Annotated in this window: 23 protein-coding genes; 8 read left to right on the plus strand and 15 right to left on the minus strand. The window is 57.1% G+C overall.

The features are described 5' to 3' along the window. Nucleotides 1-82: 82 nt before the first annotated feature. A complete protein-coding gene (gene mepM / locus HB664_RS16635) occupies nucleotides 83-1,402 on the minus strand; it encodes a murein DD-endopeptidase MepM (protein ID WP_219939856.1) in 1,320 nt (439 codons plus the stop codon). Nucleotides 1,403-1,417: 15 nt separating this feature from the next. Next, nucleotides 1,418-2,362, minus strand: coding sequence for a zinc ABC transporter substrate-binding protein ZnuA (gene znuA / locus HB664_RS16640; RefSeq protein ID WP_219940841.1), 945 nt, complete (start codon nucleotides 2,360-2,362; stop codon nucleotides 1,418-1,420). 77 nt (nucleotides 2,363-2,439) lie between these two features. Between znuA and znuC the strand changes: the two genes are divergently transcribed. Then, on the plus strand, nucleotides 2,440-3,195 hold the full coding sequence (znuC, locus tag HB664_RS16645) for a zinc ABC transporter ATP-binding protein ZnuC (RefSeq protein WP_023312233.1): 756 nt from the start codon (nucleotides 2,440-2,442) through the stop codon (nucleotides 3,193-3,195). Beyond that, complete coding sequence (gene znuB, locus HB664_RS16650; protein WP_047061093.1) at nucleotides 3,192-3,977, plus strand: zinc ABC transporter permease subunit ZnuB; 786 nt, start codon at nucleotides 3,192-3,194, stop codon at nucleotides 3,975-3,977. The genes znuC and znuB overlap by 4 nt, the downstream gene beginning before the upstream one ends. A 57-nt stretch (nucleotides 3,978-4,034) precedes the next feature. Here the strand turns inward: znuB and ruvB are convergent, their stop codons facing one another. The 6 genes from ruvB to aspS form a co-directional block, all read right to left on the minus strand. Further along, nucleotides 4,035-5,045 carry a Holliday junction branch migration DNA helicase RuvB gene (gene ruvB / locus HB664_RS16655; protein WP_023312235.1) on the minus strand — a complete coding sequence of 337 codons (1,011 nt, stop codon included), beginning with the start codon at nucleotides 5,043-5,045 and terminating at the stop codon, nucleotides 4,035-4,037. A gap of 8 nt (nucleotides 5,046-5,053) precedes the next feature. Next, nucleotides 5,054-5,668, minus strand: coding sequence for a Holliday junction branch migration protein RuvA (gene ruvA, locus HB664_RS16660; RefSeq protein WP_023312236.1), 615 nt, complete (start codon nucleotides 5,666-5,668; stop codon nucleotides 5,054-5,056). Nucleotides 5,669-5,748: 80 nt separating this feature from the next. Further along, nucleotides 5,749-6,270, minus strand: coding sequence for a crossover junction endodeoxyribonuclease RuvC (gene ruvC, locus HB664_RS16665; RefSeq protein WP_003859749.1), 522 nt, complete (start codon nucleotides 6,268-6,270; stop codon nucleotides 5,749-5,751). A 34-nt stretch (nucleotides 6,271-6,304) separates the two neighbouring features. Next, nucleotides 6,305-7,045, minus strand: a complete 741-nt coding sequence (locus tag HB664_RS16670; protein ID WP_008500447.1) for a YebC/PmpR family DNA-binding transcriptional regulator — start codon at nucleotides 7,043-7,045, stop codon at nucleotides 6,305-6,307. Nucleotides 7,046-7,072: 27 nt separating this feature from the next. Further along, nucleotides 7,073-7,516 (minus strand): dihydroneopterin triphosphate diphosphatase, encoded by a 444-nt coding sequence (gene nudB, locus HB664_RS16675; RefSeq protein ID WP_033145850.1) that lies wholly within the window; start codon nucleotides 7,514-7,516, stop codon nucleotides 7,073-7,075. A gap of 1 nt (nucleotide 7,517) precedes the next feature. Continuing rightward, entirely contained in the window at nucleotides 7,518-9,290 is a 1,773-nt protein-coding gene (gene aspS / locus HB664_RS16680; protein ID WP_219939857.1) for an aspartate--tRNA ligase, read from the minus strand. A gap of 263 nt (nucleotides 9,291-9,553) precedes the next feature. Here aspS and HB664_RS16685 point away from each other — a divergent pair, with 263 nt between their 5' ends. Genes HB664_RS16685 through cmoB form a run of 5 tightly spaced genes read left to right on the plus strand, consistent with a single transcriptional unit; the run spans nucleotide 9,554 to nucleotide 13,134 of the window. Then, on the plus strand, nucleotides 9,554-10,120 hold the full coding sequence (locus tag HB664_RS16685) for a hydrolase (protein WP_143346828.1): 567 nt from the start codon (nucleotides 9,554-9,556) through the stop codon (nucleotides 10,118-10,120). Beyond that, nucleotides 10,117-10,935, plus strand: coding sequence for a DUF72 domain-containing protein (locus HB664_RS16690; RefSeq protein WP_045887970.1), 819 nt, complete (start codon nucleotides 10,117-10,119; stop codon nucleotides 10,933-10,935). The genes HB664_RS16685 and HB664_RS16690 overlap by 4 nt, the downstream gene beginning before the upstream one ends. Before the next feature lie 51 nt (nucleotides 10,936-10,986). Beyond that, nucleotides 10,987-11,382, plus strand: a complete 396-nt coding sequence (locus HB664_RS16695; protein ID WP_021240443.1) for an MAPEG family protein — start codon at nucleotides 10,987-10,989, stop codon at nucleotides 11,380-11,382. A 40-nt stretch (nucleotides 11,383-11,422) separates the two neighbouring features. Beyond that, entirely contained in the window at nucleotides 11,423-12,166 is a 744-nt protein-coding gene (gene cmoA, locus HB664_RS16700) for a carboxy-S-adenosyl-L-methionine synthase CmoA (protein ID WP_029741772.1), read from the plus strand. Further along, nucleotides 12,163-13,134, plus strand: coding sequence for a tRNA 5-methoxyuridine(34)/uridine 5-oxyacetic acid(34) synthase CmoB (gene cmoB, locus HB664_RS16705; RefSeq protein ID WP_219939858.1), 972 nt, complete (start codon nucleotides 12,163-12,165; stop codon nucleotides 13,132-13,134). The genes cmoA and cmoB overlap by 4 nt, the downstream gene beginning before the upstream one ends. A 189-nt stretch (nucleotides 13,135-13,323) precedes the next feature. Here cmoB and cutC read toward each other — a convergent pair whose 3' ends face one another. Further along, nucleotides 13,324-14,067, minus strand: a complete 744-nt coding sequence (gene cutC / locus HB664_RS16710; protein ID WP_219939859.1) for a copper homeostasis protein CutC — start codon at nucleotides 14,065-14,067, stop codon at nucleotides 13,324-13,326. Between the two features lie 78 nt (nucleotides 14,068-14,145). Then, nucleotides 14,146-14,706: a VOC family protein gene (locus HB664_RS16715; RefSeq protein WP_033145857.1), complete on the minus strand. Its 561-nt coding sequence runs from the start codon at nucleotides 14,704-14,706 to the stop codon at nucleotides 14,146-14,148. A 239-nt stretch (nucleotides 14,707-14,945) separates the two neighbouring features. Between HB664_RS16715 and argS the strand changes: the two genes are divergently transcribed. Beyond that, the gene (gene argS, locus HB664_RS16720; RefSeq protein ID WP_045404452.1) at nucleotides 14,946-16,679 is read left to right on the plus strand and encodes an arginine--tRNA ligase; all 1,734 of its coding nucleotides are present in this window, start codon (nucleotides 14,946-14,948) and stop codon (nucleotides 16,677-16,679) included. Nucleotides 16,680-16,714: 35 nt separating this feature from the next. Here the strand turns inward: argS and HB664_RS16725 are convergent, their stop codons facing one another. From HB664_RS16725 to flhB, 5 genes are all read right to left on the minus strand, one after another. Further along, nucleotides 16,715-17,854, minus strand: a complete 1,140-nt coding sequence (locus HB664_RS16725; RefSeq protein ID WP_039263685.1) for a glycoside hydrolase family 105 protein — start codon at nucleotides 17,852-17,854, stop codon at nucleotides 16,715-16,717. Between the two features lie 4 nt (nucleotides 17,855-17,858). Further along, nucleotides 17,859-19,442 (minus strand): MFS transporter, encoded by a 1,584-nt coding sequence (locus HB664_RS16730; protein WP_039263661.1) that lies wholly within the window; start codon nucleotides 19,440-19,442, stop codon nucleotides 17,859-17,861. A gap of 261 nt (nucleotides 19,443-19,703) precedes the next feature. After that, entirely contained in the window at nucleotides 19,704-20,096 is a 393-nt protein-coding gene (locus HB664_RS16735) for a flagellar protein FlhE (RefSeq protein WP_045355962.1), read from the minus strand. Further along, the gene (flhA, locus tag HB664_RS16740) at nucleotides 20,096-22,174 is read right to left on the minus strand and encodes a flagellar biosynthesis protein FlhA (protein WP_033145862.1); all 2,079 of its coding nucleotides are present in this window, start codon (nucleotides 22,172-22,174) and stop codon (nucleotides 20,096-20,098) included. The genes HB664_RS16735 and flhA overlap by 1 nt, the downstream gene beginning before the upstream one ends. Then, nucleotides 22,167-23,315: a flagellar biosynthesis protein FlhB gene (flhB, locus tag HB664_RS16745; protein ID WP_033145863.1), complete on the minus strand. Its 1,149-nt coding sequence runs from the start codon at nucleotides 23,313-23,315 to the stop codon at nucleotides 22,167-22,169. The genes flhA and flhB overlap by 8 nt, the downstream gene beginning before the upstream one ends. Between the last annotated feature and the right edge of the window lie 93 nt (nucleotides 23,316-23,408).

The following is a 23,408-nucleotide window of genomic DNA, read 5'->3' on the forward strand; positions in this document are numbered from 1 at the left end:
TAGTGTAGCGAGGCAGTCGTCCACGCACAAAAGAAAAAGCCGGCGTCAGTGTGCGCCGGCTTTTTTAACAAAAACAGAGGGCTTAGTTTAAGCTCAGCTGCGGCATCACCTCTTTCACCTGCGCCAGATAATCAGTACGATCTTTACCTGTCAGGCCTTCGGTGCGCGGCAGTTTCGCCGTCAGCGGGTTCACGGCCTGCTGGTTGATCCACACTTCATAGTGCAGGTGCGGGCCGGTAGAGCGTCCGGTATTGCCGGAGATCGCGATACGGTCACCACGCTTCACCTTCTGGCCCGGCTTCACCAGCAGCTTACGCAGGTGCATATAGCGGGTCGTATAAGTACGACCATGACGTACCGCGACATAATATCCGGCGGCACCGCTACGCTTGGCCACCACCACTTCACCATCGCCAACCGCCAGTACCGGCGTGCCCTGCGGCATGGCAAAGTCAACGCCACGGTGCGGCGCGACGCGCCCGGTTACCGGGTTCAGACGACGCGGGTTAAAGTTAGAGGAGACGCGGAACTGTTTTGCCGTCGGGAAGCGCAGGAAGCCTTTCGCAAGGCCCGTACCGCTGCGGTCATAGAACTTACCGTCTTCGGCACGAATCGCGTAGTAATCTTTGCCCTCGGAGCGCAGACGTACGCCCAGCAGCTGGCTTTGCTCGCGCTTACCGTCCAGCATTTCGCGGGACATCAGGACGGAGAACTCATCGCCCTTCTTCAGCTTGCGGAAATCCATCTGCCACTGCATGGCTTTGATCACCGAACTGATTTCAGCGCTGGTCAGGCCTGCATCGCGCGCGCTGGAGACAAAGCTCGCGCCCACGGTACCTTTCAGAACGCTGTTAACCCAGTCGCCCTTCTGCATTTCGCTGGTCATCTTGAAACCGTTTGCAGTGCGATCGTAGGTGCGGGTTTCGCGGCGGGACATTTCCCAGGTCAGACGCTGGAGATCGCCATCCGCCGTTAGTGTCCAGGAGAGCTGTTGTCCGATTTTCAGGTTACGAAGATCTTTATCCGCAGCCGCCAGCTGGCTGATATTGCCCATGTCGATGCCGTACTGGTTCAGCACGCTGCTCAGCGTATCCCCGGTAGAGACAACATATTCGTGGATACCCGCCTCGTTCTCGGTTTTATCGTCCAGCTCATCCTGCGGGATAGCTTCATCTTCCTGAGCCGCCTGGTCGATAGGCTCACTGGCTTCAGGCAGCAAAGAACGGATTTCGCTCTTTTCAAGCTCAATGGTTTTAATGGTAGGGGCAGAACTCGGGTGGTAAACATAGGGCCGCCAGACGGCGACCGCTAAGGTGAGAACTGTAAGCGACCCCAGCATAACGCGGTGGGGTCGTGGCAGATTGTTAAATGCCAGGGCGACAGAGCGGGCTATCTGTTGCACGTATTCACTTCCTCGTTAATCTCCTTTCAGGCAGCTCGCATACTGGTTCGCCAGTTGGCTGAGGAACTGCGAATAGCTCGCTTTGCTCAACTGGATATTCGTACCTAGCGGGTCAAGGGTTCCCATGCGCACGGATGTTCCCCTGGCCACGGCTTCTACGACCGCTGGCCTGAACTGTGGCTCAGCAAAAACGCATGTCGCTTTCTGCTCAACCAACTGTGTTCTGATTTCATGTAAACGCTGCGCACCAGGCTGAATTTCAGGGTTGACGGTGAAGTGGCCCAGTGGGGTCAAACCGTAGTGTTTTTCGTAATAGCCGTAGGCGTCATGAAAAACGAAATACCCTTTACCTTTCAACGGTGCGAGCTCATTATCAACCTGCTTATCGGTTGCGGCTAATTGTGCCTCAAAATCCTTCAGGTTGGCGTCTAGTTTGGCTCGACTTTGCGGCATAAGTTCCACTAATTTGTCGTGGATTGCAACCGCTGAAAGCCGCGCTATCTCTGGGGATAACCAAAGATGCATGTTGTACTCGCCGTGATGGTGATCTCCATCACCTTTTTCGCCGTCTGCGGCATGATGGTCATGTTCGTCGCCGTCGTCATCCGCCCCTTTCATGAGCAACGGTTTCACGCCGGAGAGTTCGGCAATCGCGACCTGTTTTTCGCCAGCGACCTGTTTTGCTGACTTTTGCATAAACGCTTCCATTTCAGGACCAATCCAGACGACTAAGTCCGCGTTTTGTAAGCGTTTTACATCTGACGGGCGCAGGGAATAGTCATGCTCAGATGCACCATCAGGGAGCAGAACCTGGGTTTCCGTTACCCCATCGGCAATGGCCGACGCGATGAATCCGAGTGGTTTAAGCGAAGCGACAACCGCAGCGTTAACATCTTGTGCGGTTGTACCCCAAAGGGCAGCGGATAATGCTGCGAAAAGAAGCGTATTTTTATGTAACATAATGCGACTAATCATCGTAGTGAATGCGTGGAATGTGATATTATAACATTCGTTGACTTCTTCAAGCTTAAAATGACATGACGACATTGGTTTCTCTTGAAAATATTTCGGTCTCATTCGGGCAGCGCCGCGTCCTCTCTGACGTGTCGCTCGATCTGAAGCCCGGCAAAATTCTGACGCTGCTCGGCCCCAATGGCGCAGGCAAATCCACCCTGGTGCGCGTGGTGCTGGGTCTGGTCGCACCCGATGAAGGCGTGATTAAGCGCGAGGAAAAATTGCGTATTGGCTATGTGCCGCAAAAACTTCATCTCGACGCAACGCTGCCGCTGACGGTCAGCCGTTTCCTGCGCCTGCGCCCCGGCACCCGAAAAGCCGATATTCTCCCGGCGCTAAAACGCGTGCAGGCGGGCCATCTTGTCGATGCGCCGCTGCAAAAACTGTCCGGCGGTGAAACTCAGCGTGTTTTACTTGCCCGCGCGCTGCTGAGCAGCCCGCAGCTGCTGGTACTGGATGAACCAACTCAGGGTGTGGATGTGAATGGTCAGGTTGCGCTTTATGATTTGATCGACCAGCTCCGTCGGGAGCTTGATTGCGCCGTGCTGATGGTGTCTCACGACCTGCATCTGGTGATGGCAAAAACCGACGAAGTGCTGTGCCTCAACCACCACATCTGCTGCTCCGGTACGCCTGAAGTGGTGTCAATGCACCCGGAATTTATCTCCATGTTCGGCCCTCGCGGCGCTGAACAGCTGGGTATTTACCGTCATCATCATAATCATCGCCATGATTTACAGGGACGAATCGTACTGCGTCGGGGAAATGGACACTCATGATTGAACTGTTACTGCCCGGCTGGCTGGCCGGGATTATGCTTGCCTGCGCCGCGGGTCCGCTCGGCTCGTTTGTTGTCTGGCGCAGAATGTCCTATTTTGGCGATACCCTGGCGCATGCGTCCCTGCTGGGCGTAGCCTTTGGTCTGCTGCTGGATGTGAACCCCTTCTACGCGGTGATTGTGGTCACGCTGCTGCTGGCCGCCGGTCTGGTCTGGCTGGAAAAGCGCCCTCACCTCGCCATTGATACGCTGCTTGGCATTATGGCGCACAGTGCCCTGTCTCTGGGCCTGGTGGTGGTCAGCCTGATGTCGAACATCCGCGTGGATCTGATGGCCTACCTCTTCGGCGACCTGCTGGCCGTGACGCCGGAAGATCTCATCGCTATCGCCGTTGGCGTGGTGGTGGTGCTCGCTATTCTGCTCTGGCAGTGGCGGAATTTACTGGCCATGACCGTCAGTCCTGATCTGGCCTTTGTCGACGGCGTGAAGCTGCAGCGCGTAAAACTGCTGCTGATGCTGGTGACGGCGTTAACGATTGGTGTCGCAATGAAGTTTGTCGGCGCGCTGATTATTACGTCGCTGCTGATCATCCCTGCCGCCACGGCGCGTCGTTTTGCCCGTACGCCGGAGCAGATGGCCGGCATAGCCGTGATTATCGGAATGATTGCGGTAACGGGAGGATTAACCTTCTCGGCGTTCTATGACACGCCTGCGGGACCGTCAGTGGTGCTCAGTGCGGCGGTGCTGTTTATCTTCAGTATGATGAAAAAGACCGCGAATTAACATGGAGGGCGCAGAAGCCCTCACCGGCCCTCTCCCTCGGGGAGAGGGAACACAACATTACGGCATTGCCGGTGGCGTAATGCCGAAATGATTCCACGCCCGCACCGTTGCCATACGTCCACGCGGGGTGCGTTGCAGAAAGCCTTGCTGAATCAGATACGGCTCCAGCACATCTTCAATCGTCTCACGCTCTTCCCCAATAGCCGCAGCCAGGTTATCCAGCCCGACCGGGCCGCCAAAGAACTTATCCAGCACCGCCAGCAGCAGTTTACGGTCCATATAGTCAAAGCCTTCGGCATCGACGTTCAGCATATCCAGCGCCTGAGCGGCGATCTCCGCGGAAATGGAGCCATCGTGCTTCACCTCGGCAAAGTCACGCACGCGGCGCAGCAGACGGTTGGCGATACGCGGCGTACCGCGGGAACGCTTCGCCACTTCAAACGCGCCCTCTTCGCTCATTTCGAGCCCCATATAGCGAGCGCTACGGCCAACGATGTGCTGGAGGTCCGCCACCTGGTAAAACTCAAGACGCTGCACGATGCCGAAACGGTCGCGCAGCGGAGAGGTCAACGACCCGGCGCGGGTGGTGGCGCCAATCAGGGTAAACGGCGGCAGATCGATTTTGATGGAGCGCGCGGCCGGGCCTTCACCGATCATGATATCCAGCTGGTAATCTTCCATCGCCGGATAGAGCACTTCCTCCACCACCGGCGACAGGCGGTGGATCTCATCGATAAACAGCACGTCATGCGGTTCGAGGTTGGTCAACATCGCCGCGAGATCGCCCGCCTTCTCCAGCACAGGACCGGAGGTGGTGCGCAGGTTGACGCCCATTTCATTGGCAACGATATTCGCCAGCGTGGTTTTGCCTAAACCCGGAGGGCCAAAAATAAGCAGGTGATCGAGCGCATCGCCGCGCAGCTTTGCCGCCTGGATGAAAATCTCCATCTGGGAACGAACCTGCGGCTGGCCGATATACTCATCAAGCAGTTTTGGGCGGATCGCGCGATCCACCACGTCATCTGCCTGAATAGTGCCTGCCGACACCAGGCGGTCTGCTTCAATCATCCTTTACCTCACAATGCAGCGCGCAGCGCTTCACGAATCAGGGTTTCACTGCTGGCGTCCGGTTTGGCAATTTTGCTCACCATTCGGCTGGCCTCCTGAGGTTTATAGCCCAGCGCCACCAGCGCGGCAACCGCTTCCTGCTCGGCATCATCATCCGTTGCAGGGCCGCCAGGAGAGGTCAGTACCAAATCGGCAGCCGGAGTGAACAGATCACCATGCAGACCTTTAAAGCGGTCTTTCATTTCGACAATCAGGCGCTCGGCGGTTTTCTTACCAATGCCCGGGAGCTTAATCAGCGCCGCAGGATCTTCGCGCTCAACGGCATTCACGAACTGTGGTGCCGACATGCCGGACAAAATCGCCAGCGCCAGCTTCGGACCGACGCCGTTGGTTTTAATCAGCTCGCGGAACAGGGTGCGTTCCTGCTTGTTATTGAATCCGTACAGCAGCTGGGCATCTTCACGCACCACAAACTGGGTAAAGACAATCGCCTCTTTGCCCGCGTCCGGCAGCTCGTAGAAGCAGGTCATCGGCATATGGACTTCATAGCCCACGCCACCTACTTCCAGCAGCACTAACGGGGGTTGTTTTTCAATGATGATGCCTCTGAGTCTGCCTATCACGTGACGCTCCTGCGTTCTGGGAGAAATTAACTGCCGACATAATAAAAAAAGGCTGGATGTTTATCCAGCCTGATTTCTGATTATCGTAACCTGCCTCGCGCCAGATTGAGCCGCGACTCGCTCATTTGCATCGCGTTCTGGCTGACGTGACAGTGGGTAATCGCAATCGCCAGCGCATCCGCGGCGTCGGCCTGCGGGTTCGCGGGAAGCTTCAGCAGGGTACGCACCATATGCTGCACCTGGCTTTTCTCCGCGCTCCCAATGCCCACCACCGTCTGCTTGACCTGACGCGCCGCATATTCGAATACCGGCAAATCCTGGTTCACGGCAGCGACGATGGCAACACCGCGCGCCTGACCGAGCTTTAGCGCCGAATCGGCGTTTTTCGCCATAAAGACCTGCTCGATGGCGAAATAGTCCGGCTGAAACTGGGTGATGATCTCCGACACGCCCGCATAAATGAGCTTCAGGCGCGAAGGAAGATCGTCCACTTTGGTGCGAATACAGCCGCTGCCCAGGTAGGTTAACTGGCGTCCCACCTGACGGATAACGCCATAACCGGTGACGCGTGAGCCTGGGTCAATCCCGAGAATAATCGACATCACGCGTCTCCTGTAACGGGTTTAAACGCTCTCATCAGAGAGTCGCTGCAACCTCATCAGAGATTTCACCGTTGTGGTACACTTCCTGCACGTCGTCGCAGTCTTCGAGCATGTCGATCAGACGCAGCAGTTTCGGTGCCGTTTCCGCATCCATGTCCGCTTTGGTGGACGGGATCATGGACACTTCAGCGTTGTCCGCTTTCAGGCCAGCCGCTTCCAGCGCGTCGCGCACGGCACCCATCTCTTCCCACGCGGTATAAACGTCGATAGCACCGTCATCGAAGGTCACCACGTCTTCCGCACCGGCTTCCAGCGCCGCTTCCATGATCGCATCTTCGTCGCCTTTCTCGAAGGAGATGACGCCTTTTTTGCTGAACAGGTAAGCAACGGAACCGTCAGTGCCCAGGTTGCCACCGGTTTTGGTGAACGCGTGGCGCACTTCCGCAACGGTACGGTTACGGTTGTCGGACAGACACTCAACCATCACCGCAGTACCGCCGGGGCCGTAACCTTCATAAATGATGGTTTCCATGTTCGCGTCTTCATCACCGCCCACGCCACGTGCGATTGCACGGTTCAGGGTGTCACGCGTCATGTTGTTTGACAGCGCTTTATCTACCGCCGCGCGCAGACGCGGGTTAGATGCCGGGTCGCCGCCGCCCAGACGCGCTGCTGTCACCAGCTCGCGAATGATTTTGGTAAAGATCTTACCGCGCTTGGCATCCTGTGCCGCTTTGCGGTGTTTGGTGTTGGCCCACTTACTATGACCTGCCATAAAAAGTTCTCCAAAAATCGCGCCTTCTCAGGCTGCGTTAATTACAAATTCTTCAATCGCCTGCCGGTTGCTCCACGACTTGGTCAGTGCGGCGGCATCCGCCGCATTCACCCAGCGGTAGGTCAGGTGTTCGGTAAACACGATCTCCCGTTCATGGGGGAGCGCGAGACAGAACCACGACTCCGTATTGCGCTCGGTACCCGGCGCGTAGCGATGACGTAAATGGCTAAAAATTTCAAACTCCACCGTGCGCTGGCAGTCCTTCAGGGTCAGTTGCTCGCGGGCAACGTCAATGGTGACCTCTTCCTTTACTTCGCGCGCGGCGGCCTGCGACGCGGTTTCCCCCTCTTCCAGACTGCCGGTAACCGACTGCCAGAAATCAGGGTCATCGCGCCGCTGCAACATCAGCACCCGCTTCGTGTCTTCTGCATAAATGACCACCAGGACCGAAACGGGAAGCTTATATGCCATATCAGTTTTTCTCTTCCTTCTTCACCACTTCAATGCCCAGCTCGGCCAGAGAGGCCGGGTTGGCAAAGCTTGGCGCTTCGGTCATCAGACACGCTGCGGCAGTGGTTTTCGGGAAGGCAATAACATCACGAATGTTATCGGTGCCGGTCAGCAGCATGGTCAGACGGTCAAGACCGAAGGCCAGGCCCGCGTGCGGCGGCGTACCGTATTTCAGGGCGTCCAGCAGGAAGCCAAACTTCTCGCGCTGCTCCTGCTCGTTGATGCCCAGAATGCCGAACACGGTCTGCTGCATTTCACCGCTGTGAATACGCACGGAACCGCCGCCCACTTCGTAGCCGTTGATCACCATGTCATAAGCGTTCGCGACCGCATCTTCCGGTGCCGCTTTCAGCTCTGCCGCCGTCATGTCTTTTGGCGAGGTGAACGGGTGGTGCATTGCGGTCAGGCCGCCTTCACCGTCGTCTTCAAACATTGGGAAGTCGATAACCCACAGCGGCGCCCATTTGTTTTCGTCGGTCAGGCTCAGGTCTTTGCCGAGCTTCAGACGCAGCGCGCCCATCGCATCCGCCACGACTTTCTTGTTGTCTGCGCCGAAGAAGATCATGTCGCCGTCCTGCGCGCCGGTGCGCTCAAGGATCGCTTCCACGATGTCCGCGTTAAGGAATTTCGCTACCGGGCTGGTGATGCCTTCCAGACCTTTCGCACGCTCGGTCACTTTAATATAGGCCAGACCTTTCGCACCGTAGATCTTGATGAAGTTGCCGTAGTCGTCGATCTGCTTGCGGCTCAGTGCCGCACCGCCCGGTACACGCAGGGCGGCCACACGGCCTTTAGGATCGTTAGCCGGGCCAGCGAAGACGGCAAACTCAACGCCTTTCACCAGGTCTGCTACGTCCACCAGCTCCATCGGGTTACGCAGGTCTGGTTTGTCAGAGCCGTAACGACGCTCGGCTTCAGCGAAGGTCATGATAGGGAAATCGCCCAGCTCAACGCCTTTCACGTCGTTCCACAGGCTACGCACCAGGGCTTCCATAACTTCACGCACCTGCTCGGCGGTCATGAAGGAGGTTTCCACATCGATCTGGGTAAATTCTGGCTGGCGGTCAGCGCGCAGGTCTTCGTCGCGGAAGCATTTCACGATCTGATAGTAGCGATCGAAGCCGGACATCATCAGCAGCTGTTTGAACAGCTGTGGAGACTGCGGCAGCGCGTAGAATTTGCCTTTATGAACGCGGGATGGGACCAGGTAATCGCGCGCGCCTTCCGGCGTGGCTTTGGTCAGCATCGGGGTTTCGATGTCGAGGAAACCGTGGTCATCCATAAAGCGACGCACCAGGCTGGTGATTTCCGCACGGGTTTTCAGGCGCTGAGCCATTTCCGGACGACGCAGATCCAGGTAGCGGTATTTCAGACGCGCTTCTTCAGTGTTGACGTGGTTGGAGTCCAGCGGCAGCGCTTCTGCACGGTTGATGATCACCAGATCGGACGCCAGCACTTCGATGGCGCCCGTCGCCATGTCGGCGTTGACGTTTTTCTCGTCACGCGCGCGCACGGTGCCGGTAACCTGAATGCAGAACTCATTACGCAGCTCAGAGGCCAGCTTCAACGCATCTGCGCGATCCGGATCGAAGAACACCTGAACGATACCTTCGCGGTCGCGCATATCGATGAAGATAAGGCTACCAAGATCACGACGACGATTGACCCAACCACACAGGGTTACCTGCTGTCCAACGTGGGACTGACGCAGCTGCCCGCAATATTCTGTACGCATGAGATATCCCTTAATTAGCCGCAGGCTAAATGTCGCCTGGTATGCAGGCTACTATGTCGCAGCTTTCTGTATGTCACAACTGGATGAAAAAAGGCGGCTATTATACTGGAAATTCCGCCGGACGATAAGAGCGAACCACGGCCTGGCGGTCGTTTGCTGCACTCTTATTGCGCATTCTCACAAAAATTAACAAAATTATCCGCCCAGGAACAGGCCATCACATCGTATGGTGTCTGGAAGTGATTCATTTAACGGGAGTAACGATGTTAACACTTGATGCCAGTAAAACCGCACTTGTCGTGATTGATTTACAGGAAGGCATTCTGCCCTTCGCCGGCGGCCCGCATACCGCGGATGATGTGGTCAGCCGCGCAGCTCGCCTGGCGGAAACATGTCGTGCCAGCGGTGCGCCTGTTGTCATGGTGCGCGTCGGCTGGTCCGCTGATTACGCTGAAGCGTTAAAACAGCCCATTGATGCCCAGGCTCCGGCACGCGCCCTGCCTGAAAACTGGTGGACGTACCCGGCCGCACTCGGCACACGCGACAGCGACATCGAAGTGACCAAACGCCAGTGGGGGGCATTTTACGGTACCGATCTCGAGCTGCAGCTCCGCCGTCGCGGCATCGACACCATCATCCTGTGCGGCATTTCCACCAACATCGGCGTGGAGTCTACCGCCCGCAACGCGTGGGAGCTGGGCTTTAACCTGGTGATCGCCGAAGATGCCTGCAGCGCGGCCTCCGCGGAACAGCACCAGGGCAGCATGACCCATATCTTCCCGCGCATCGGCCGCGTGCGCAGCACGGATGAGATTGTCAGCGCGCTATGATGTACGTGGGCCTGCCCCAGTGGTCGCACCCGAAATGGGTGCGCCTTGGCATCACCAGCCTTGAGGAGTATGCCCGGCACTTCAACTGTGTCGAGGGTAACACCACCCTGTATGCGCTCCCTAAAGCCGAGATTGTTACGCGCTGGCGGGAACAAACGACCGACGACTTCCGCTTCTGCTTTAAGTTTCCGGCCACCATTTCCCACCAGGCCGCGCTGCGCAACTGCGGGGATTTGACCGAAGAGTTTTTTACGCGCATGTCGCCGCTGGCGAACCGCATCGGTCAGTACTGGATCCAGCTGCCCGCCACGTTTGGCCCGCGCGATTTACCTGCGCTCTGGCAGTTCCTGGATGCCCTGCCCCGTGAATTCGCCTACGGCGTTGAAGTCAGGCATCCTGAATTTTTTGCGAAGGGCGAAGCAGAAAAAGCGCTCAATCGCGGCCTGCTTGAGCGTTCCGTTAACCGGGTGATCCTCGATAGCCGGCCGGTGCACAGCGCTGTCCCCCATAGCGAAGCCATCGTTGAAGCTCAGCGTAAAAAACCGAAAGTGCCGGTCCATGCCATCGTGACCGCGCATAACCCAATGGTCAGGTATATCGGCAGCGATAACATGCAGCAAAATCAGGCGATGTTCGCCGTCTGGCTGCAAACGTTAGCGAAGTGGGAACACACCACCACGCCGTATCTCTTTTTGCACACGCCGGATATCGCCCAGGCGCCCGAACTGGTCGATGCTCTGTGGCAGGCCTTGCAGGCTGCGGTGCCGTCCGTGGGCAGCGCCCCTTCCATCCCACAACAATCTTCTCTTTTCTGATATCACCCCCTATCATAGTGAAGTGCCATCTGCCAAAAACAGGGAGTTTGTATGGTCAGCGCGCTGTATGCGGTGTTAGGTGCATTACTGCTGATTAAGTTTTCATTTGATGTTGTGCGCCTCAGAACGCTGTACCGCGTCTCTTACGGTGACGGCGGGTTTTCCGAGCTACAAAGCGCTATCCGCATTCACGGCAACGCGGTCGAATACATCCCCGCAGCCTTAATCCTGCTGCTTTTTATGGAGATGAATGGCGCAGAAACCTGGATGGTGCACATCTGTGGCCTGCTTCTTATTGCTGGCCGCCTGATGCACTATTACGGTTTTCACCACCGCTTAATCCGCTGGCGTCGTTCCGGCATGAGCGCGACCTGGTGTTCGCTTTTGCTGATGGTGCTGGCTAACCTGTGGTATATGCCGTGGGAGTTGGTTTTCTCCCTCCATTAGCGCACAATACGCCACTTTATTTTTCCCGGATTTTTACGTTATGTCAGATCGCGACACGCTTTTTTCCGCGCCTATCGCCAGCCTGGGCGACTGGACCTTCGATGAACGGGTAGCCGAAGTCTTCCCGGATATGATCCAGCGCTCTGTTCCCGGTTATTCCAATATTATCTCTATGATCGGCATGCTGGCTGAGCGCTTCGTTCAACCCGGCACGCAGGTCTATGACCTGGGCTGCTCGCTCGGCGCGGCAACGCTGTCGGTTCGTCGTAACGTTCACCACGAAGGCTGCCGAATCATTGCCGTCGATAACTCCCCGGCCATGGTTGAGCGCTGCCGTCGCCACATTGACGCGTATAAAGCCCCTGTTCCGGTCGACGTGGTGGAAGGCGATATCCGCGAGATTGAGATCAATAACGCCTCGATGGTGGTGCTGAATTTCACCCTGCAGTTCCTGGTGCCTGAAGACCGCCAGCTGCTGCTGGACAAAATTTATCAGGGGCTGAATCCCGGCGGCGCGCTGGTGCTCTCGGAGAAATTCAGCTTCGAAGATGCCGAGGTTGGCGAACTGCTGTTCAATATGCACCACGATTTCAAACGGGCGAACGGCTACAGCGAGCTGGAGATCAGCCAGAAGCGCAGCATGCTCGAAAACGTGATGCTGACGGATTCCGTAGAAACCCACAAAGCGCGTCTGAGCAAAGCCGGTTTTGAGCACAGCGAACTGTGGTTCCAGTGCTTTAACTTTGGCTCTCTGGTGGCGCTGAAAGCGGGAGAATCCGCATGATCGAATTCAGCAACTTCTATCAGCTGATTGCCAAAAACCAGCTTTCCCACTGGCTGGAAACCTTGCCCGCGCAGATTGCCGCCTGGCAGCGCGATCAGCAGCACGGCCTGTTAAAGCAGTGGTCAAACGCGGTGGAGTATCTGCCCGAACTGACCCCGCATCGTCTGGACCTTCTCCACAGCGTAACCGCCGAGAGCGAAGAGCAGCTTCCGGCCGGGCAGATCAACCGCATCGAAACGCTGATGCGTAACCTGATGCCGTGGCGCAAAGGGCCGTTTTCACTTTACGGCGTGAACATCAATACCGAATGGCGCTCGGACTGGAAATGGGATCGCGTGCTGCCCCACCTTTCCGACCTGACCGGACGTACCATTCTGGACGTGGGCTGTGGCAGCGGTTACCACATGTGGCGCATGATTGGCGCGGGGGCGCATCTGGCGGTCGGTATTGACCCGATGCAGCTGTTCCTGTGCCAGTTTGAAGCGGTGCGTAAGCTGCTGGGTAACGACCAGCGCGCGCACCTGCTGCCGCTGGGCATTGAACAACTGCCTGCCCTGAAAGCCTTTGATACCGTCTTCTCCATGGGCGTGCTGTACCACCGTCGTTCCCCGCTTGAACACCTGTGGCAGCTGAAGGATCAGCTGGTCAGCGGCGGCGAGCTGGTGCTGGAAACGCTGGTGATTGAAGGCGATGAACATGCCGTTCTGGTCCCGGGCGATCGCTACGCGCAGATGCGCAACGTTTACTTCATCCCTTCCGCGCTGGCGCTGAAGAACTGGCTGGAGAAGTGCGGGTTTGTGGATGTGCGGATTGCAGACGTCAGCGTGACCTCAATTGAGGAACAGCGCCGCACCGACTGGATGATCACCGAATCGCTGGAGCAGTTCCTCGACCCGGCCGACCACAGCAAAACCATCGAAGGCTATCCAGCCCCGATGCGTGCGGTGTTAATTGCGACGAAGCCGTAGTTTTCCCCTCACCCCGGCCCTCTCCCCATAGGGGCGAGGGAGAAAAACCGCACCGAGCCGTCCCCTCTCCCCTATGGGGAGAGGGTTAGGGTGAGGGGATAAAAAAAGGCCCCTGTTGAAATTGCAGGGGCCTGGTACAAGCAAGCATCATATTGGGCGACATGATGCGCGGTAAAAATCGGTACGTTGCTACACGTGATGGCGCTCAATCAGCGACTTCATTTCCGCAACCGACTCTCCCTCTACGCCATAGCGTGAATACTCATCCGCTTCAGCATCCGTCGACATTGACAATCCTGTATTGCGATAACGCATGGGCGAAGGTATCCATTTACCCGCGGAGCTGTGCAGCTCTTCTACCCCTGCGTTTAAAAACCGTTCCAGATTGCTGGCGCGGACTCCCGCACCCGCCATTATTATTGGAACACCGGAATGTGCTTTTAGTTCCGTAATTAATTGCAGTCCTTTTTCAGCTGACGCCTGCTGACCCGATGTCAGGATGCGCGCCACGCCAAGTTCTTCAAGCGTTTCAAAAGCCTGGAGCGGATCTTTACACATATCAAATGCGCGATGAAAAGTGACGGCCAGCCCCTGCGCGGCGCTCATAATCTGACGCATGCGCGGTATATCGATGTTGCCGTCTTCATTCAGCAGGCCGGTCACCAGCCCCGGAAACCCCAGGTCCCGAACGAGTGCGATATCATCAAGCATGGCACTGAACTCGCCCGCCGTGTAACAAAAATCACCGCCGCGCGGACGAATAATCGGATGAACGGGAATGGTGACGGCCTGACGGGCAGACTTCAACACGCCGTAAGACGGCGTCAGCCCGCCCTCCTTGGGTGCCGCACACAGTTCAATGCGGTCAGCCCCGTGCTTTTGCGCGGTCACGGCACACTCCACGCTGTAACAACAAATCTCCAGCAGCGCCATTTAATCCTCCTGAAATTCCACTCAACGAAACATCATGACACGCCGTCCGTTTTCAGTCCCGGCGTGAACTCACATCTCTTACGCTTCGCTGGCAACGATCTGCTCAATGGTCCACGGATGAAACTTCACCGTGACCTGTCCGTCCGTAACGGCCAGCGTCGGGTTAGGTAACCGCTCGCGCTCGCCTTTGGGTGAACTCGTCTTCACAAAAATCCCCGGCTTGCTTAAGCCTTCGTCAGAAAGCAGGGCCAGCGCGCGCGCGTTCAACGTTTCCGGCTCACCCGGCAGGACAATTTCGATATGCTCCCAGCCTTCGTGCGGATAGCGTTTCTCGCCCGGCCACGGCAGTTCAACCACGCTGAATTGCCAGTGCGCCACGTTCACCGGTTCATGCAGTTTGAACAGGCAAATGGGGCGACCATTGATGATGTTCTCGGAGAGCAATTCGCCGCACCGTTCGAACCCGCGACGCCAGCGCTCGGCCGTGGCATTCTGATGACAGCGCAAAGAGATGTGATCGGCCTCAAGCGGCGCAATATCCAGACCCAGACGGGTGGCAAGTTCTGTGAACGCCTGGGTGAAGCGCGGTAAATCTGCGGAAATATCATGCAGTTCGTCAATGGATTGCCAGTTCGCCATAAGTCACTCTCTTTTCATGTCGCAAAGCCGCTAATTTACTCTGTTGCCCTGTTTTGACCAACCGCAGAATCCGGCTTTTTGCGACTGCATGATTATGCACACCTTCACCGCCTGGATTCTGAGCAATCTTCAGGCCCCGCAATGCTGACGCCAGAGGGCATTTGCAGTATACTCCCGCCCTAAATTCTTTAACTGGCGCGGGCGGCTGTAAGCCCGCATCAAAAACGTAAGGTATCCAGGTGAATATTCAGGCTCTTCTCTCCGAAAAAGTCAGTCAGGCACTGATTGCCGCAGGCGCACCTGCGGATTGCGAACCGCAGGTTCGTCAGTCAGCAAAAGTACAGTTTGGCGACTATCAGGCTAATGGCGTGATGGCAGTGGCTAAAAAACTGGGCATGCCGCCGCGACAGCTCGCTGAGCAGGTACTGACGCATCTGGATCTTTCCGGCATTGCCAGCAAAACCGAAATCGCCGGTCCGGGCTTTATCAACATCTTCCTTGAGCCTGCATTCCTGGCAAGCCACGTTGACGCGGCGCTGAAATCTGACCGTCTGGGCGTTTCCCAGCCGGAGGCGCAGACCGTCGTGATCGACTACTCTGCGCCGAACGTGGCGAAAGAGATGCACGTTGGCCACCTGCGCTCCACTATCATCGGTGATGCCGCGGTGCGCACGCTCGAGTTCCTCGGTCACAAGGTGATCCGCGCGAACCACGTGGGCGACTGGGGTACCCAGTTCGGCATGCTGATTGCTTACCTGGAAAAACAGCAGCAGGAAAACGCGGGTGAAATGGCGCTGGCGGACCTGGAAGGGTTCTACCGCGAAGCCAAAAAACACTACGACGAAGACGAAGCCTTTGCCGAGCGCGCGCGCAGCTATGTGGTAAAACTGCAGGGCGGCGACCAATACTTCCTCGAGATGTGGCGCAAGCTGGTCGACATCACCATGTCTCAGAACCAGCTGACCTATAACCGTCTGAACGTCACCCTGACCCGTGACGACGTGATGGGTGAAAGCCTCTATAACCCAATGCTGCCCGGCATTGTGGCTGACCTGAAAGCCAAAAACCTGGCGGTAGAGAGCGAAGGCGCAACGGTGGTGTTCCTTGATGAGTATAAAAACAAGGAAGGCGAACCGATGGGCGTGATCATCCAGAAAAAGGATGGCGGCTACCTCTACACCACCACTGACATCGCCTGTGCGAAATACCGTTACGAGACGCTGCATGCTGACCGCGTGCTGTACTACATCGACTCCCGTCAGCACCAGCACCTGATGCAGGCGTGGACCATCGTGCGTAAAGCCGGTTACGTGCCGGATTGCGTGCCGCTGGAACACCACATGTTCGGCATGATGCTGGGTAAAGACGGCAAGCCGTTCAAAACCCGTGCGGGCGGTACCGTGAAGCTGTCCGACCTGCTGGACGAAGCGCTGGAACGCGCCCGCCGTCTGGTGGCTGAAAAGAACCCGGACATGCCTGCCGATGAGCTAGAAAAACTGGCCAACGCCGTGGGTATCGGTGCGGTGAAATACGCGGATCTCTCCAAGAACCGTACCACCGACTATATCTTCGACTGGGATAACATGCTGGCGTTTGAAGGCAATACGGCGCCTTACATGCAGTATGCCTACACCCGCGTGCTCTCGGTGTTCCGTAAGGCGAACATTGATGAAAACGTACTGGCGAATGCGACAGTGACCATCACGGAAGATCGTGAAGCACAGCTGGCAGCGCGCCTGCTGCAGTTTGAAGAGACGCTGACGGTTGTCGCGCGTGACGGCACGCCGCACGTGATGTGTGCTTACCTGTACGATCTGGCGGGGCTGTTCTCCGGCTTCTACGAGCACTGCCCTATTCTGTCTGCGGAAAACGAATCGGTCCGCAACAGCCGCCTGAAGCTGGCGCAGCTCACGGCGAAGACCCTGAAGCTGGGTCTGGATACCCTGGGTATCGAAACCGTAGAACGCATGTAATACAAAAAACCCGGCAAGCGCCGGGTTTTTTCTTATCAGAAATACTTCCGCAAATATTCCGTTAAACAGAGAATCGCCATCGCCTGTCCGTACGGCATCGACGTCAGCGGGATCTGGCGATAAAACTCAAGATCGCTGCCCATGCCCGTGCCGAACGACGTTTGCAACAGCTCGCCTTCCGGCGAAATATTTTTGACGATACCGCGAATCGCTTTTTCTGCCACTCCGGCATACTCCGCGCCAACGTAGCGCTTGCGCACGGCTTTCAGAATGCCGTAGGCAAACCCTGCCGTCGCGGACGCCTCAAGATAAGAATGTGGATCGTCGAGCAGCGTATGCCATAGCCCGCTGTCGTCCTGATATTTCGCCAGCGCGGCAATCTGCGCATTCAATACCTGCACCAGGTAGCGGCGCACGGCGCTGTTTTCCGGCAGATCCACAAGCTCAAGGAAGTCCGGGATCGCGATGGTGAGCCAGCTGTTGCCGCGCGCCCAGCGGGCACGGGCGAAGTTATGGTTGCCGTCGTAGCTCCAGCCGTGGAACCACAGCCCGGTCTCCCGGTCCATCAGGTTCTGCACGTGCAGCAGGAACTGATACACCGCCTCTTCAACGTATTCCGGTTTGTTGAGCAGCTTGCCGATTTTCGCCAGCGGCAGCACCGTCATCATCAGCGTGTCATCCCACATCTGTTGATGGTTTTCTTCCGCCAGAGTGATGTGCTGCATCCCGCCGTGTTCCGTACGCGGCATCTCGGCCATCGCCCATTCCGCCCAGCTTTCCAGCCACGGCCGCCAGGCCTGATTTTTGGTCTCTTCGTAGCGATAAGCCAGCGTCAGGAACGGCGACATGGTATTCACGTTTTTGGTAGTCGCGCCTTCCGCAAAGCGGTCGGCAAACCAGCTGTCGATGATGTCTCGCATACCTTCGTCGCCGGTCTGGCAGTAATATTGCCAGATACCGTACAGGCCAACGCCGTGCGTCCACTCCCATCCGGCCCAGCCTTTAGTGTCGATCACGCGCCCGTCGTCCAGCCGCAGCAAAAATTCACCCGTTTTGTCGTGGATATTGACCAGGCTATGCGTCACCTTTTGAATCAGCGATTTCAGTTCGTCTCGGGCGATAAAGCGCTCTGGCTGACGTAATAACGGGCTATGTTTGACAGGCCAAACTTTCATCATCTTAACCTCTGTTGTATGTCGAATTCAGTACCGCGCGATCCTTCAGCGAGGGTGCCGCTGGCTTATTGCGATTCAGATAACCGATGTTGTTATTGCCCCACAGTGACTCATAAGGCATACCGGCCAGCATCTCGACGGTGGCGCGGGCGTGTGGCGTCGCTGACTCAGGCATCGCATGACCACACTCACGCATTTTCGCGGTCTCCTCGCGCAGCGTGCTGTGGGTCTGCAAATTGAGCCTGAAGCGCAGGGAAACGAGGAAGCCGCAGAACAGGACCAGGATGGTGCCCACGCTCAGGATCGTCAAAATGGTGTGGCTCACTTCCGCAGGCTGTACTTTCTGACCGCTAACAAAGCCGGACATCTGCATCACGATGCCCACCAGCATCACCGCACCGGCCTGTGACGCCTTACGGGTCAGGGTCATGATGCCCGCGAAGATCCCTTCGCGGCGCTGGCCGGTGATCGCTTCATCCACGTCAGCAATGTAGGTATAGGTGTTCCACGGCACGTAGTTGATACCGCCGCGACCGAGACCGGCAACCGCTGAGATCAGCAACAGCAGAGCGTAGACGTCGCTCAGGCCCGCGTAATAGAGCATGGCGTAAGAGAGAGACGCCAGACCAAACAGCACCACGACCATGCGGTAGGACGGTGCAGGACCGAAACGGATGCACAGCGGGATCATGGCAATAACCGCAAAGAACTGGAAAATAGCCATCGTGCCCAGCAGATTGGACGCCATTGACGCTTCCTGCATCAGCACGAACACCACGTAGTAGGTGAATACCGCATTAAATACGTCCTGTGCGATATAGCCGCCAAGGTACATGCCCAGATGCTGACGGAAAATCTTGATGCGCAGCGTGGAGCTTAACTCAACGATCAGGCGGTTGAGGCTCTGTCCCAGCGTCAGCTTCTTCTTCTCTTCTTCAGCACGCAGCGCCGCTTCTGACCACTCTTCGCGCGGGCGTTCCCAGGTAAAGAACCAGACGAAGGTTAGCATCAGCGCGCAGAGCAAGGAGAAGACCAGGCTTGCGTAGAAGAAGGAGATGGCGTTTTCTTTCCCGAAGTGGGTTAACAGGATCCCCGGCAGGAAGGAGGCCAGAATGGCGGACATCTGCGCCATAGAGATACGCGCCCCGGAGAACTTGGTTTTCTGTTTAAAGTCATCGGTCATTTCCGGTACCAGCGTTTCGTACGGCACCAGAATCATGGTGTAGACAATATCAAACACCAGATAGGTCAGCAGGTAGTACCAGAAGCTCATGTCCCCAACCCACATCAGCGAGTAGCTGAACACGCACGGAATCCCCAGCAGGATAAAAAACTTACGACGGCCGAAGCGCTTACCGAGCCAGGTTGTCCCAAAGTTATCGGTTAAAAAGCCCATTAACGGGCTAACGACGGCATCCAGCACCCTTGCAGCGGCAAAGATAAACGTTGCTTCGATCGGTGAGAGCCCGCAGAAGGTGGTATAAAAATATAAAAGCCAGGCCGCCGTCAGGGCGGTGGTACCCGCCCCGAGGAAATCGCCTGACCCGTAAGCGAGATAATTTGCGAGCCCAATTTTACGTGTTCTCATTGCCGTCACCCCTAATCAGTTTTGGGAGACTCCCTGCAAGCAAGCATCTTCCGGGAGCTTTTAGACGGCTACAGTAAATGCATCGACCGGTTGATACCTTTCTGTTTCTGCCATCCCTAAGAGGGTCAATGGCAATAATGCAAAGAGTACCGTCACGCGCGCCACTGATTTATAAAACAGCGTTTCTATTTGATCAAAAGGTGAGGTCAGTTTTGAGAGCCAGCCATCAAAATTGCTGATGGCTGGTGAAAAGGCAGGGTGTTAGCGGTAGTTCACGATGACAGAATTACTCTGTACTTTCAGCGCCGGGATTAAACGTCCCCCGCCCGGCACTTCCCAGATGAAACGCAAAGGTTCAATGGCCGGTACGCCGTTGAACGCCTGCGTCGTGCCATTTTCGCCATCGATTTCCGTGCAGCGCGTCTGAGAACAAAGGCGCACCCGCAGCCCTGCGGGCGTTGGGCCAATCAGCCGGTAATTCCAGACCACAAGCCCCATCTGACCGGAAACGCCTTCAGAAGGCGACAGCGGGTTAGATGACATGGCGACGCCCCGGTTGCTGAGGGTCACCCCCATGCTGCTTGCCTGCCAGGTGCCCTCCCCGGCCGCGTGCGCCGCCAGCGGGAAGAGCAAAATCCAGAGCCATTTACGCATTATTTTCCTCCAATCGTCGCGGTCATGCGGATGTGACGGTTATCCGACAGCTCCATATTCGACAGCACGACCAGCTGGTTCAGGCTACGACGCAGGAAGCGCGACAGCAGCGGACGCAGCGCATGGTTAACCAGCAGCACCGGCGGTGCGCCCAGCATCTCCTGGCGCGCCAGCGCCTCCTGCGTTTGCGCCAGCAGACGGTCCGCCAGGCCCGGCTCCAGGCCGCCCCCGCCCTGCAGGGCCTGCAGCAGCAGGCGTTCAAGCGGCGTATCGAGGCCAATGACCTGCACCTCTCCGGTTCCCGGGAACCACTGCTGGGTGATCGCACGACCCAGCGCCACGCGTACCACCGCCGTCAGCTCGTGCGGATCGCTTTGTATCGGCGCATGCTCGGCAAGGGTTTCGAGAATGGTGCGCATATCGCGGATCGGCACTTTCTCTTCGAGCAGGTTTTGCAGCACCTTGTGCAGCGTGGTTAAGGTCACCACGCCCGGGACCAGATCTTCCGTCAGCTTCGGCATCTCCTGCGTGACGCGGTCCAGCAGCTGCTGCGCTTCCTGACGGCCAAACAGCTCTGCCGAGAATTGCCCAATCAGGTGATTAAGATGGGTCGCCACCACGGTACTGGCTTCAACAACCGTATAGCCCTGGATTTGCGCCTGCTCTTTCAGGGCACTTTCAATCCAGATAGCGGCCAGGCCAAAGGCCGGATCGATGGTTTGCTCGCCCGGCAGCGTGCCTGCGGCGGTGCCCGGGTTAATCGCCAGCCAGCGGCCCGGATAGGCATCACCGCTGCCAATTTCGACCCCTTTCATCAGAATGCGGTAGCGCGCGGGCGGCAGGTCCATATTGTCGCGGATGTGTACAACCGGCGGCAGGAAGCCCATATCCTGGGCGAATTTTTTACGGATACTGCGGATACGGCCAAGCAGCTCGCCATCCTGCTGGAAATCGACCATCGGAATCAGGCGATAGCCCACTTCCATTCCCAGGGAATCTTCCAGCTGAACGTCGTTCCAGGTCGCTTCGACGGCCTGGGTATTCTCCGGCATTTTTACCTGAACAGGTTCCGCTGCCGGTTTGATTTCACGGCCACGCATCCACCAGGCAAGCCCCAGCAGACCCGCCGTAAACAACAGGAAGACGAGGTTTGGCATCCCCGGCACCAGGCCGAGCAAACCCAGAACGGCAGCGGCCAGCAGCATAACGCGCGGGTTGCTGAAGAGCTGGCCCACCATCTGCTCGCCAACGTCCTGATCGGTACTCACGCGGGTTACAATCACACCCGCCGCCGTGGAGATAACCAGCGCCGGGATCTGCGCAACCAGACCGTCACCAATGGTCAGCAGCGTATAGCTTTCCGCCGCGTGCCCCATGTCCATCCCGTGCTGCAATACCCCCACCAGCAGGCCGCCGACCACGTTAATCACCATGATCAGAATGCCCGCGATGGCGTCACCGCGCACAAACTTGCTCGCACCGTCCATGGAGCCGTAGAAGTCCGCCTCCTGCGTCACTTCCGAACGGCGTTTTTTGGCTTCATCTTCGGCAATAAGGCCGGCGTTCAGGTCGGCGTCGATCGCCATCTGCTTGCCCGGCATCCCGTCCAGCACAAAACGCGCGCCCACTTCCGCGATACGCCCTGCACCTTTGGTAATAACCATAAAGTTGATGATAACGAGGATAACGAACACCACGATACCGATAGCGAAATTGCCGCCCACCAGGAAGTGGCCGAATGCCTCCACCACTTTACCTGCCGCTGCAGCACCGGTGTGACCTTCCATCAGAATGATACGCGTGGACGCCACGTTCAACGCCAGTCGGAGCAAGGTGGTAAACAGCAGAATGGTCGGGAACGCGGCAAACTCCAGGGTACGCTGGGTGAACATCGCCACCAGCAGCACCATAATGGACAGCGCAATATTGAAAGTGAAAAGCAGATCGAGGATGAATGCCGGGAGCGGCAGTACCATCATCGACAGAATTAGCAGGATCAGAATCGGCCCGGCAAGGATTTGCCATTGGGTCGATTTCAGGTTGCCGGGCAGGCGCAACATTGCCACCAGATTAGCCATCAGTGTCCTTCTCGTTCATAAAATCCAGCGCGGCAGGCACCGGAAGGTTTTCAGGTTTCACAGGCCGCTGACCGCCAGCCAGACGCCAGCGCTTCAACTGCCACACCCAGGCCAGCACTTCCGCCACGGCGGCGTAGAGTTGTCCCGGGATCTGTTGTCCGATATCCGCATGGCGGTACAGCGCACGCGCCAGCGGAGGGGCTTCCAGGATCGGCACGCGGTTTTCAGTACCAATTTCCCGGATACGCAGTGCGATCAGCCCCGCCCCTTTCGCAACGACTTTCGGCGCGCTCATTTTGTTTTCGTCATAGCGCAGTGCAACGGAATAGTGTGTCGGGTTGGTGACGATGACGTCGGCCTTCGGCACATCGTCCATCATCCGGCGACGGGCGGCGGCACGCTGCATCTGGCGGATGCGCCCTTTCACGTGCGGGTCACCTTCCATCTGCTTATATTCGTCACGGATATCCTGACGCGACATGCGCAGCTTTTTAAAATGGGTATAAAGCTGGAAGATCACGTCAAAACCCACCATCGGGATAATGCTGAGCACCACCAGCAGCGCGCAAAGCCCAACCAGATTCAGCGCGTTGCTCATCGCGGTGAGCGGCGATTCGCTGATAAGACGCATCATTTCCGGCCAGTGGTACCAGAGGTAAAATCCCGCGGAACTGCCCATCAGCACCGATTTGAGAACGGCTTTGAGCAGCTCAGCCCCGGTCTGCGCAGAGAACATTTTCGCGATACCCGGCAGCGGGTTCAGTTTGGAAAATTTCGGTTGCAGCGATTTGGCACTAAAAACCAGGCCGCCGAGCATCACCGGAGAGACCAGCGCGACCAGCACGACCCCGGTTATCAGGGGCAGCAGCGCGACCATGGCCCCTTTAATAAGCTGAATAATCTGGCTGAGGATCAGATTCGGATCGTTGACCATGCTGTGGTCAAAACGTAACCCGGTGGACAACATCCCAGCCAGCTTGCGGGCGAGCGACTCCCCGCCCCACCAGATAATGCACACCCCTACGATAAGGATCAGCAGGGAGGTCAATTCTCGGGATCGGGGGATCTGCCCTTCCTCACGCGCTTTTTCTAGTCGGTGGGGTGTGGGGGCTTCCGTTTTGTCGTCGTTCTCTTCTGCCACAGTGCATGCTCAGCCCATTACGTCACGGGTATCATGCCAGCACCGCCTTTCATCAATGGGCAGAAAAAACCCTATAACCGGGTCTTTTTATCC

It is taken from the genome of Enterobacter sp. DNB-S2, assembly GCF_019443845.1.
GTDB classification, from domain to species: domain Bacteria; phylum Pseudomonadota; class Gammaproteobacteria; order Enterobacterales; family Enterobacteriaceae; genus Enterobacter; species Enterobacter asburiae_B.